This is a genomic window from Brevundimonas sp. M20 (genome assembly GCF_006547065.1).
Taxonomy (GTDB): domain Bacteria; phylum Pseudomonadota; class Alphaproteobacteria; order Caulobacterales; family Caulobacteraceae; genus Brevundimonas.
This window is the reverse complement of sequence record NZ_CP041243.1, coordinates 1,339,587-1,351,305: the sequence shown is the minus strand read 5'-3', so window position 1 is coordinate 1,351,305 and position 11,719 is coordinate 1,339,587. Positions and strand designations below refer to the sequence as shown.

The following is an 11,719-nucleotide window of genomic DNA, read 5'->3' as shown; positions in this document are numbered from 1 at the left end:
GTCGAAATCGCGCGAATTTCGTCGCCGAAATCGCTCTCTTACTCGAGGCCGACTTCAGCAGGCGTCGCCGGCGGCGTCGTGATGTTCTCGCGAATACGCCGGGCGGCGTGCTCACAGCGGCCCGGAAGACCGAAAAACAGACCGAAGGCCTGACTGCGGGCGGCCTGATCCTGGGCCATCAGCGGGGTCCATTTGGCGGTCGCCTCGGCGGCGGCGGCGCGGGCGGCGGTCAGGGTGGCGGGGGACTGGCGCGCCTGCGCGGCGGTCAGGGCCGCCCGGAAATCCGTGGCCTCCAGCCGGCCCAGACGGATGATGTCATTGTCCAGATCGTCCCGGGCTTCCAGCGTCTCGCCCAGCGCCACATGGCCGTTCACCAGCGCCTCGCACCAGGCGACCAGAGGATAGTCAGCCTCCGGCGCGCCGCGCGGCAGCGGGTTGGCGTAGGCGACCGCCTCACGCACCCGCAGCGAGTCCCCGGTCTCCACAAGCGGTGCGGTCATGACCGGGCCGTCATCCTGGGCCTCACGCGGGGCGGTCCGGATCGGGCCGTCCTGGGAAGCAGGCGCGGTGGACAGAAGAAGGGCGGCGGCGAGGCTGGCGAACATGAAGGCTCCGGAACAGGGGCGCGTGGCCCGACTGGATGCAGCAACGCTTGAATCGGGGAATGGTTTTTATGCGGCGCAAACCTTCCGGGAGCGCGCAAAAAAGAATGCCGGCGCTTTCGCGCCGGCATTCCAGTTCAGCAGTGGGCCTCTCGATCAGAACGAGAAGCGCACACCCATATAGGCACGACGCGGAGCCACCCAGTTGGTCGCTTCCTGATAGTCGTAGGTGCCGTCACCACCGATCAGTTTCATGACGTCGGTCGCCGCCTGGTTGTTGAAGACGTTGAACACGTCAAGGAACAGCTCAGCCTGACCGAACGCCAGATCACGCGTGTACTTAAAGCGCATGTCGAACGTGTAGTAGTCCGGCGTTTTTTCCGAACCGATGTAGCCGGCCGACAGGTAGGTGTCGGTAACGCCACCGAACTCATACGCCGGGTCCATCGGAGCGAAGTAGCGACCGCCGATCAGCTGGGACGGGGTGTAGAGCGCACCGCTGTTCCAGTTGAACACGCCGCTGACCTGCAGGCCGAAGTCGAAATCGTACGAGGCATAGGCCTTGAACTGATGTTCGATATTGCCCGGTTGGTCGCCATAGACGTTCGGAGCCCGGGGATCGAGCGCGATCCAGTCGCCCTGGTAGTCGGCGTTCGAGTCGGAGTTCGAGTTACCTTCAGCAGAGTTGTAGGTGTAGGACACCTGCCCGAACCAGTTGTCGGTCTTGAACTTGGTCAGCGAGACTTCGAAGCCGGTGTAGTTCCGCTTGCCGCCCGGCAGGGTGCCGATCACGTAGTTGGAGTTCGGCGTCGACGAATAGCCGAAGTAGGACAGCGGCAGGTAGAAGAACGAGCCCGGATAGGCCACGCCGCCGGCGCCGTCCGCCGGAACGGCGTCCGGATCGGAGTACAGGGCCAGATCGAAGTCTTCCAGAATGTCCCGAGTGCGACGGTTGGTGACCGACACCGACAGGCCGATGCTGTCCCCGAAGGTCGTCGAGGCGCCGATCATGAACTCGTCGGTGTACGGCGTCTTGGTGCTGGGCGCGAACAGGGCGTCCGGCGTCGTGGCGCCGCCGCGGGTCCGGAAGGTCACCCACTCCCCGCCGAGGAAGATTTGCTCTTCGTCCACCGGGCCGGTCAGGGCGCCGGCGAAGTCCGACATGTTGTTCCGGATCGGGTCATAGTAACGCCCCGCGAAGCCGAAGATCTTGCTGCGACCATCGCCGAAGAGATCGTAGACGATGCTGAAGCGCGGCGCGATCTCCCAGTCGAAGGTCGCGACCTTCGAACCGTCCGAAGCGAAGTGCTCCCACTTCTCGGCGCGGAGACCGGCGTTGATGGTCAGTCGGTCCATGGTCCAGGTGTCCTGCAGATACAGGGTCTGGCCTTCGCTCTTCACCTCATACGGACCGTCGACCGTGCGCAGTGCGCGATAGACGTTGACGTTGCCGTAAGGGTTTCCGGCCGTGCTCGTCAGTTGGTAGGCGTTCAGTTCGCTGACGCTGACGGTGCCGTCGAGGTTGCTGTCCAGCGCGGTGCGAACGGTGGCGTTGGCGTTCACCGCGGTGAGGATCCGGGTGTTGTCCACCGAGGACACCGAACGGTTGGTCCAACCGTTGACCGGCCCGCTGGAGGTCGAATAGTCGAGCCAGGTCGTACCGGCGTACGCGGAAGCCAGCGAGACGTAGGTCGCGCCGCCCGGAACGGAGCCGTTTTCACCGTAGACGTTTTCGGTGCTCGAATAGCCGGCCTTGAAGGTGTGGGTGCCCCAGCTGGTGTCGAGGTAGTATTCGAAGTTCAGACCGAACTCGTCGCGATCGCGATTGGTCTCGATATTCGAACCGGAGCCGCCGAGCTGGCGCTGGGCGGCCGTGGCGCCAGCCGAGTTGCGGAAGGTCAGGTTATCGCGGATATCATTGCTGGCGGCGATGTTGGACAGTTCACCCTGGTGTTTGAACCAGTAGGCGTTGAACAGCAGATCGCCCCAGGTGCGCGAGTATTCGACCTTGAAGTTGTCACCGCCCTGAACTCGGGCAACAGACCGGTTGTTCAGGGTCGCCGAGTCCGTCGAGCCGCTGCGCTCATACGGGTCGCTGAAGTAGGTGGCCGACAGACGATCATCGGGTGTGATCTGCCAAGTCGCCTTCAGGAACTCATACTCCTCGTCGATGGTCACCGTGCGCAGCGGGTCGCCCGAGGCGCCGTCGAGGATGTCTTCTTCACGGTTCTTCTTCTGATACGAACCGAAGATCCACAGCCGATCACGGATGATCGGACCGCCCAGAGTGATAGCCGAATCGTAGGTTGAGAAGCCGCCCGACGTATTGTGCTCGTCCGACTGAACCAGGCCGTCGTTCTGGAAGTAGTAGTTGACCGAACCATGCCAGTCATTGCTGCCCGACTTGGTCACGACGCGGGAGATCAGGCCCGAACCACCGGCATACTCGGCCGGCACACCGCCGACGATCACCTGTTGTTCCTGGATGATTTCCGAGTTGAAGTTGGAGCCGAACGTGCCCGAGCTCGGGTCGGTCACATCCACGCCGTCCAGATAGTAGACGTTGTCGGTCGAGGTGCCGATCGCGCCGCCGATATCCGAATAGTTGATGCCCGAACGCGATGACGGGTTGCCACCGGCCGACGGCTTCACGCCCGGAACCAGTTGCAGATAGCTCTGATAGCTGCGGCCCGTGGGCAGCGATTCCACAGTCTGCAGGTTCAGGGTCGTACCCACGGTGGCCGAGGTCACGTCCACGGCGGCCAGCGCGCGACCGGTCACTACGACATCGCCAAGGTCCGTGGCGGACGCGTTGGCGAGAATATAGCCCAGGCTGAGGTCACGACCGCTGATCACGGCCACGTTTGAAGCGTTGAAGTCGCTGTAGCCGCCAGCCGAAACCGCGACGGTGTAGTTGGTCGCGGGATCCAGACCGGCGAGACGCACAAAGCCCTCGGCGTCGGTTACGCCAGAGCGCGAAACCAGGCTGCTCGGCGAGCTGACCGTGACCGTGGCGCCGGAGATCGGCGCACCGCCGTCACCCGTCACCGAGATACGCAGTCCCCCCGTCTGCGTCTGGGCCACCGCCTCGGTGGGCGCGAGAAGCGCCACAGCGGGAACCGCGGTGAGCGCCATCAAGGCAGCGCCGCCGATCATAGTTGAGTGCAGCAAGCGCTGCCGGATGGTTTGGGTCTTCAAAACTTGGTCCTCCTGAGGTCGAGGCCGTTAAAAGCCGTACGACAACCAATGCCCGCACGCCCCTTTGCATGCGGGATTCCTCGACCTTATGCTCAGGACTGTTGAGGTGCGACAGAATTACACAGGCGTAATCATTGAAACAGAAATGTGTCGCAGCAAGGACACATTGAGTTTAAATTATTGTTTTTAATAATAATTTTTGAGGCAAAATATGGGAAATCTGTCCGAAACCGTCACCACGTCCCCACAACTTTCGTTAGAGGACTTCGCAACTGCGAAATCCGCCGGTTTCGCGGTGATCGTGAATCACCGTCCGGACGGCGAGGAACCCGGCCAGCCGAACAGCGTCGATCTGGCCGCCGAAGCGAGCCGTCTGGGGCTGGATTACATCTGGATTCCGGTCAGCGGCCTGCCGGACCGCGCGGCGGTCGAAGCGACCGCTGAAGCGCTCGCTCGCGGGTCCGCCGACAAGCCTGTTCTGATGTTCTGTCGGTCAGGCATGCGTTCGACCGCCGCCTGGGCCATGGCGGTGTGCGCCGGGGGCGCCGATCCGGACGAGGTACGCGAGGCGGCCGCGGCCGCCGGCTATGATCTGAGCCGTCTGCCGCTCTAGCGGACGACGGCCACCCGGACCGCATAGGGCGCCGGCTCGGGGGTGCAGGAGGCCATGAGGAACTGCGCCGCGATGAGACACAGGAAGGCTCCCGCGACAGGCAGGAGCCGATTTGAAACAGCCAGAGCGATGGAAACGGCCATATCGGGCACTCCGCGGAAGGTTTACAGAATCCTAACGCAAGCACCGGACCGCCCCGGGAGAGACCGTTGATCCCCTTCGTCCGTGAGTTTGATTTTGAGTATGGCCGGGTCGATCAGGTCTCGCCCCTGATCCGCCGGGTGGTCGCGAACAACCCCGGCCCCTTCACCTTCACCGGAACCGGAACCTACATCGTCGGTCGCCCGGAGCCTGGCGCGGGCGTGGCGGTGATTGACCCGGGCCCGCTTGACGAGGGCCATCTGGCGGCCCTGCTGAAAGCGGTCCAGGCACAGACGGTCAGCCACGTACTGGTCACCCACACCCACCGCGACCACGCCCCCCTCGCTCACCCGTTCGCGGCAGCGGTGGGGGGCGCACCGATCCTGGCGGCCCACCCACCGCGGCGGACGATCCACGCCTCGGGCGGACTGGATGAGGATGAGGACGAGACCTTCTCGCCTGACCTGGTTCTGAGCGGCGGCGAGCGTATCGAAGGCGACGGCTGGACGATCGAGGCCATGGCCACCCCCGGACACGCCTCGAACCACATGGCCTTTGTCCTGACGGACGAGAACGCCCTGTTCAGCGGAGACCACGTCATGGGCTGGTCCACCACCGTGGTGGCTCCGCCGGACGGCGACATGACCGACTACATGGTCAGTCTGGATGCGGTGATCGCGCGTGGCTTCAGCACCCTGTGGCCGACGCACGGCGCGCCGGTGACGGAGCCCGCGCCCTTTCTGGCCGCCTATCGCGCACACAGACTGGACCGCGAGGCGCAGGTGCTGGCGCGTTTGAAGGCGGGTGACAGGACCATCGCGGAGATGGTGCCGGTCCTCTATGCGGCTGTGGACAAGCGGCTCTGGCCGGCGGCCTCACTGTCCGTGTGGGCGCACCTCAAGGCGCTGGTCCGCGCCGGTCTTGTCGTCGCCGATCCCGAACCGACGCCGCAGGCGCTCTACCGGGTTCTCTGACTCCTCGACGGCGCACAGCCCCTTCACCTCGGCCCATTCTTCGGCGTTCAGGGCGGCACGGCCCGGGCGCTGGGCGGCGCGAGCGGCGCCGGCGCGACGGCGCGAATCCGGGTGGGTGTTCATGAACTCGGCGGCGTCCGTCACCGAATTATGCTTTTCGCCGGCAGCCATGCGCTCGAAGAAGGGCGCCATGCCCAGAGACGACATGCCGTCGGCATGCAACAGCGCCTGACCGCGCGTGTCGGCCTCCAGCTCGGCGGAGCGGCTGTAGCTGAGTTCCGAAGCCTGACCGGCCAGAATCACCGCCTGCTGGCCCGCGCCCGTCCCGCCGCCGACCACGAGGTCGAGCAGCATGCCGACTCCGAAATTGCGCCAGACCGACTGCATCACGTGACGCTTCTCGACGTGCGCGACCTCGTGGGCGATCACCGCAGCCAGCTCGTCCGGCGTCTTCGCCTCACGGATCAGGTCGTCGGTGATCAGGATGTAGCCACCCGGCAGGGCGAAGGCGTTGACCATGGGCGCATCCACCGCCCGGACCCGGATGTCGAACGGCGTATCGGCCCGCGCCGCGATCCGGTCGCCCAACGCCGCGATGGTCTGTTGAGCGGCCTGGTCATCACAGGTCGGGAAGAAGGCGGAGATCTGGCCGTTGAAGTTGTCGCCCATGCGCTGTTCCATGGACACCGGCGTCGCACGGGCGACGGGGCCGGACAGGGCCGGAACGCCCACGGTCACGAACAGGACCACCCCCGCGGCCGCCGCGGTCAGACCACCGATCAGCCACCATTCACGCCGCCGCCGCTTTCTGGTCAGCGCCGCCAGGCGGTCGCCGATCATCGGGTTCCAGTCCCCGACGGGCAGCACCAGACGGGCGTCGCGATCCTTTCGGCTGGAGACCCGGGCCTGATCCGCCTCGATCTCGACGGTCAGGTCACGCAGCGGCCAGACCCGTTCATGACCTTCCGCGAGGATGCGCAGGACGTCTCCATCCATCGCCGTCTCGGCGTCATAGGCGCGCGCTGACCGTCCGTCGTAGAACCGGGCCCCCACGATCAGATGGCCGAGAAGCCGAAGGCGTCGGCGAGCCCTTCACCGCTGCCTGGACCGCGACCGGCCTGATGGGCCATCTGCAACCGGGCCGTGCCTTCCGAACTCAGTCGCTCGAACAGGAACCGCGCGGTCCGCGCCTGGACCCACGGCATCAGGAAGCCCAGGGTGATCAGCAGGAAGAACAGGTTGGTGACCGTCAGCCACCACAGGGGCAGAGCCTTGACCTTCAGGGTGAAGGTCGCGCCATCCACTGACACGCCCTTGGTGACCGATCGCAGCATGGCGGCCTGATAGGGGGCCCACAGCAGCAGGGCGAACGGCGAGATCAGCAGGATCACCAGATAGGTGACCAAGGTGTACATGATGTCCGGCGTCGCGGACGGCTCGGTCGCCGGTCCCTCGCCGAAGCCGGTGGACATCGCGAAGGCGAAGAAGCCCAGCGCGAGGAAGATGTAGCCGATCCCCGTGCCGACCCAGCCGATGGCGTATGCGCCGTATACGCCTTCCTGTTGGGCGCGTCCCATCCGGAAACGCAGGCGACGGTCGCCGAAGCGGACCTCATCCCAGATCTTCTCGGCCAGATGCCGTTCGGCGGTCGGCCAGAACCAGCCCCAGGTGATGCCGCTCAGGAACATGGCGAACAGGAAATACAGACCGTAGTTCGCGGCCGACCCCTTCAACTGGAAGCGGATGCCCCGCCAGGTCGTGCGGCTCGCCATGTAGCGGAACGCCGTATAGGTCCCGAACCCCCACAGCCAGCCCAGGAAGATATACATCGGGACATAGGCGACGAAGATCACCCAATGACCGATGAACTGAACAGCGAAGACGATGATCAGGAAGGGAACGCCCAGAACGACCAGCGCCAGCAGGAAGCCGATGAACAGCTCCAGCCCACGCCCCGTGTACTCAAACGCCTCGTTGTTCAGGCGCACGCCCTTCCAGACCCGCTGACGGACCTCGGTCTTCCCCCAGAAGCGGTACAGCGTCAGGGTGATCAGGTTCAGAAGGCCGTTCTTGAGGCTGAGCCCCAGGAAGCTGGATGGACGCAGCGTCGTGGTGAAGGTCAGGGCCTCGCCCTCGACCTCTTCGGTCGCGCCTTCTGCGATGATGTCGGTCATCCTGTCCCCCCGGAGCGTATACCTTATCTCGCCTAACGAGCAGAGACGCGTCAGGCAACCGGGTTCAACAAGCGGAATGATGAACGTGGCGCCCCCGCCACGAAAACCGGGCTCAGAGCGTGTCGTTCAACAGGCTGCTGACGCGGGTCGCCAGACGGCAGGCCTCTCCGCCGTGGGGGCGCCCGTCCCGGGCGGCGACGCGAATGTCTGTACGCCCCGGACGGATGCGGATCACCGCGTCATAGCGGAAGCCGAACCAGACCGTCTGACGGCTGCCGTCGGCTCGGGCGACACCGGCCTGACCGAGATTGAACCCCGCTTCCTGCAAGGCCCATGCGGCGGTTTCGGGCGAAACCTGCGTCAAGACTGGCAAGGCGCCCGGACAGGCCTCGACACCCACCGCAGGCTGCAGGCCGCCTGTCCGGTCGGGCCTGAGCCGACCAAAGCCGGGCACTTCAGTCAGATCGGTGCTGACATTCTCCACCGGCCCGGCCGCGAGCTGCCGTGTCTGCCAGATGAAAACACCCAGCGTGCCGACGCCGAACACCAGAGCCACGACGGCCACCACCCCCAGAACGCGAAAATTCCTGAGGGCCACGACGACAGCCAGCACACCGGCGGCGGCGCCAGCGAAGGATAGCCACCAGGCGATCTTCAGCGTGAGCAGATCATACCCGGTTTCGATCGGCAGCAGCCCGCCGCGCACCCCGACGACGGACAGCAGGACCAGCACGGGCGACGCCACGGCCAACGCCGTCAGAACCTGAACCGCCCCCCTGCCCTTCACCGCCGTCCGCGCCATGACTCAGCCTCCCGTTGAGGGCAGACGATAGTCCTTGAGGCGTTCGCGCACGAGCTTCTTGTCGATCTTCCCGGTGGCGCCGAGCGGAATGTCGTCAACGAAGACAACGTCATCCGGCATCCACCATTTGGCGATCTTGCCCTGCAGGAAGTCGAGATGCTCCTGCTTGTCCTCGCTCTCGCCGGGCTTCAGCTTGATCACCAGAACCGGGCGTTCGTCCCATTTCGGGTGGGCCGCGCCGATGACAGCGGCCAGTTCAACCTTGGGATGGCCGACCGAGATGTTCTCGATCTCAATGGAGCTGATCCACTCGCCGCCCGACTTGATGACGTCCTTGGCGCGGTCAGTGATCTGCATGAAGCCGTGCTCGTCGATGGTCGAGACGTCGCCGGTATCGAAGAAGCCCTCATGATCGAGGATGTCGCCGCCCTCATTCTTGAAGTAGCCCCCCGCGATGGTCGGCCCCTTGATCATCAGGCGGCCATAGGTGTGCCCGTCATGCGGCATGTCCTGACCGGCGTAGTTCTTCAGCTTCAGCTCGACGCCCAGCGGCGGCTGCCCCTGCTTGATCCGCCACTTCATCTGCTCGTCGTAGGGCAGCTTCAGCAGTTCAGGCGTCATGTTCGACAGGGTGCCGATGGGCGAGGTCTCGGTCATGCCCCAGCCCTGCAGCACCTCGATCTGGAACTCGTCATGGAAAGCCCGGATCAGGCTTTCCGGCACGGCCGAGCCACCGATGAGCACCTTCTTGACCGTCGGGATCTTCAGATTGTTCTCACGCAGGTGGGTCAGCAGCCCCTGCCAGACCGTCGGCACCGCCGCCGAGAAGGTCACGCCCTCGCTCTCGATCAACTCATAGATCGCCGCGCCGTCCATGCGCGCGCCCGGCATGACCAGCTTGGTGCCGCCCGCCGGCCCGGCGAAGGCGATGCCCCAGGCGTTGGCGTGGAACATCGGCACCACCGGCAGGATCACCTCGCTCGGCGATGCGCCCAGTACGGTCGACTGCATGCCCAGCAGCGTATGGATGAAGTTCGACCGGTGCGAATACAGGACGCCCTTGGGGTTCCCGGTCGTGCCGGAGGTGTAGCAAAGGCCGCACGCGGTGTTTTCCTGGAAGTCGCCCCAGACCACGTCTTCTGACGCGCCGGCCAGCAGGGCCTCATAGCATTCCGCGCCCGGCAGCTTCGTCGCCGGCATGGTCATCTCGTCCGTCAGCACCACAACCCGCTCGACGCTGGGGCAGTGCGGCAGGATGGCTTCCAGCAGCGGGATGAAGGTCAGGTCTACGAAGATGATCTTATCTTCGGCGTGGTTGATGATGTAGGCGAGCTGTTCCGGGAACAGCCGCGGATTCAGGGTGTGGCAGACCGCCCCCATCCCCATGATGCCGTACCAGACCTCCATATGGCGGCCGGTGTTCCAGGCCAGGGTGGCGACGCGGTCGCCGACCTCAATGCCCCAATCCTTGAGCACGCTGGTCACGCGACGGGCGCGTGAGTGGATCTCGGCATAGGTCGCGCGGACGATCGGCCCCTCGACCGAGCGCGTCACGACCTCGCGATGACCATGCCAGTTATTGGCATGCGTAATGATCTTGTCGACCGTCAGCGGCCAGTCCTGCATCAACCCAAGCATTGCGATCCCTCGTACTTGCATCCGCTGAACGGGACACTTGCCGCCACGCTATCCATGTGATCAGCGATAAGCAAACATGACCCAAGGTCACATTTGCGGACCGGAACGAGACGATGCGCCCCGGGGCGAGACTGTACCGTCTCCGGCCTTGCCGCCATGCGTGGACGCGAGCCCCCGGATTTCCTATTCCGTCGCCCATCGCACCCTTTCCTCTCCGGTGGTGACCCCCATGACCATTCTCATCGCGATCACCGGCGGATCGGGCTCGGGCAAGAGCACACTGGCCGAAGCGCTCGTCGCCGCCCTGCCGCCCGGGAAGGCGGTGCTGCTGCGCGAGGACTCCTATTACCTGGACGCAGCCGCCCTTCCGGACTTCAACGCCGCCACCTTTGACTTCGACGACGTTGCCGCCCGGGACCATGACCTGCTGATCCGGGACCTGTCAGAACTGAAGGCCGGGCGGGAGATCACCGCGCCGATCTACTCTTTCATCCACCACGGCCGCGAGCCCGGCGGCGAGGCGGTCGAAGCTGCCGAGGTGGTGATCGTCGAGGGCACTCACGTGCTGTGCACTCCAGCGCTGGTCGCCCTGTTCGACATCCGCGTCTTTGTGGATACGCCAGCGGATATCCGCTTCATCCGCCGTCTGCTGCGGGACCAGACCGAGCGCGGCCGCACGGCGGAATCCGTCATCGCCCAGTATCTCGGCACCGTTCGACCGGGCCATGAGCGCTGGACCGAACCGTCGCGCCTGAATGCGGATTTCATCGTCGCCGACGCCACCGCGGCGGTCCGGCTCGAGGACAGACAGGCCGTGGTCCGCCTCGCCGCGCCGGTGCTGGCGCACCCCCTGCTGGCCCCGCTGGCCCACGCCTGACGATCCCTGACAGGCCGCTTGCGGTCCAGCCCAAGCTGCGCCAACCTGACGCTCCCGTTATCGGCGAAAACACGATGTCAGGCTCCGGCGGCGAGATCAGCTCCCTCGATCCAAAGCGGCAGATCATTCTCCGCTACGCCCGCCATGCTTTCATGTCCGAGGGATATGCGGGCGCCCGGATCGAGCCCATCGCTCGCGAGGCGGGCGTCTCTACGGCCACCCTCTACGCCCTGTTCGCCGGCAAGTCCGAGTTGTTCAGCGCCGTGATCGACGACGCCGCCGAGCAGTTCTCACGCCAGATGGCGCGTGTCCGCGCCTGCGACGGCGACGCCCGAAAGCAACTGACCGGATTCGCCGAGGCCTATGCTGACTTCATGGGCGACGGCTTCGTTCGCTCTGTCTTCCGGCTGGTGATGGCCGAACGCCCCCGCTTCGAGGAAACCGCGCGCCGCTTCTTTGAAAAGGGTCGCAGCGAGTTCGGCTTCACTCTCATCGGCGTGCTCAAGGACCATCTCGAGCGCGGCGGACTGAAGAACATCGACAAGCCGTCCTGGGCCGCCGGCGAACTGATGGGAATGATCGAACATGCCGTCTTCTTCGTGCCGCTGGTCACCGGAGACGAGGTCAAGGCTACGCGCACCCACGCGCAGGTCGTCGCCCATGCCATCGAAACCTTCATGGCGCGCTACGGCGCCTGACG

General features: G+C 65.0%; 11 protein-coding genes. 4 read left to right on the top strand and 7 right to left on the bottom strand.

Features of this window, described 5'->3' with window-relative positions; all coding sequences use genetic code 11:
* Positions 1-38 precede the first annotated feature (38 nt).
* Both FKQ52_RS06455 and FKQ52_RS06450 read right to left on the bottom strand, forming a co-directional pair.
* Complete coding sequence (locus FKQ52_RS06455; RefSeq protein ID WP_141626421.1) at positions 39-605, bottom strand: hypothetical protein; 567 nt, start codon at positions 603-605, stop codon at positions 39-41.
* A gap of 153 nt (positions 606-758) precedes the next feature.
* Positions 759-3,737 (bottom strand): TonB-dependent receptor, encoded by a 2,979-nt coding sequence (locus FKQ52_RS06450; protein WP_240811758.1) that lies wholly within the window; start codon positions 3,735-3,737, stop codon positions 759-761.
* Between the two features lie 274 nt (positions 3,738-4,011).
* Between FKQ52_RS06450 and FKQ52_RS06445 the strand changes: the two genes are divergently transcribed.
* On the top strand, positions 4,012-4,413 hold the full coding sequence (locus FKQ52_RS06445; RefSeq protein ID WP_141626419.1) for a TIGR01244 family sulfur transferase: 402 nt from the start codon (positions 4,012-4,014) through the stop codon (positions 4,411-4,413).
* Here the strand turns inward: FKQ52_RS06445 and FKQ52_RS16400 are convergent.
* Entirely contained in the window at positions 4,410-4,556 is a 147-nt protein-coding gene (locus tag FKQ52_RS16400) for a hypothetical protein (RefSeq protein WP_168196802.1), read from the bottom strand. The two genes, FKQ52_RS06445 and FKQ52_RS16400, sit on opposite strands and share 4 nt — an antisense overlap.
* A 66-nt stretch (positions 4,557-4,622) precedes the next feature.
* On the opposite strand from FKQ52_RS16400, the gene FKQ52_RS06440 reads away from it, so the two are divergent.
* Positions 4,623-5,528, top strand: coding sequence for an MBL fold metallo-hydrolase (locus FKQ52_RS06440; RefSeq protein ID WP_141626418.1), 906 nt, complete (start codon positions 4,623-4,625; stop codon positions 5,526-5,528).
* Here the strand turns inward: FKQ52_RS06440 and FKQ52_RS06435 are convergent.
* The 4 genes from FKQ52_RS06435 to FKQ52_RS06420 all read right to left on the bottom strand — a co-directional run bounded on the left by FKQ52_RS06435 (position 5,430) and on the right by FKQ52_RS06420 (position 10,142).
* Positions 5,430-6,581, bottom strand: a complete 1,152-nt coding sequence (locus FKQ52_RS06435) for a M48 family metallopeptidase (protein ID WP_141626417.1) — start codon at positions 6,579-6,581, stop codon at positions 5,430-5,432. The genes FKQ52_RS06440 and FKQ52_RS06435 overlap by 99 nt on opposite strands.
* Positions 6,582-6,583: 2 nt before the next feature.
* The gene (locus tag FKQ52_RS06430; protein WP_141626416.1) at positions 6,584-7,702 is read right to left on the bottom strand and encodes a YjgN family protein; all 1,119 of its coding nucleotides are present in this window, start codon (positions 7,700-7,702) and stop codon (positions 6,584-6,586) included.
* 112 nt (positions 7,703-7,814) lie between these two features.
* On the bottom strand, positions 7,815-8,504 hold the full coding sequence (locus tag FKQ52_RS06425) for a DUF1499 domain-containing protein (protein WP_141626415.1): 690 nt from the start codon (positions 8,502-8,504) through the stop codon (positions 7,815-7,817).
* Positions 8,505-8,507: 3 nt separating this feature from the next.
* Positions 8,508-10,142, bottom strand: a complete 1,635-nt coding sequence (locus tag FKQ52_RS06420) for a long-chain-fatty-acid--CoA ligase (RefSeq protein WP_141626414.1) — start codon at positions 10,140-10,142, stop codon at positions 8,508-8,510.
* Positions 10,143-10,371: 229 nt separating this feature from the next.
* On the opposite strand from FKQ52_RS06420, the gene udk reads away from it, so the two are divergent.
* Positions 10,372-11,019 (top strand): uridine kinase, encoded by a 648-nt coding sequence (udk, locus tag FKQ52_RS06415; protein ID WP_141626413.1) that lies wholly within the window; start codon positions 10,372-10,374, stop codon positions 11,017-11,019.
* Between the two features lie 74 nt (positions 11,020-11,093).
* Positions 11,094-11,717 (top strand): TetR/AcrR family transcriptional regulator, encoded by a 624-nt coding sequence (locus FKQ52_RS06410; RefSeq protein ID WP_141626412.1) that lies wholly within the window; start codon positions 11,094-11,096, stop codon positions 11,715-11,717.
* Positions 11,718-11,719 lie beyond the last annotated feature (2 nt).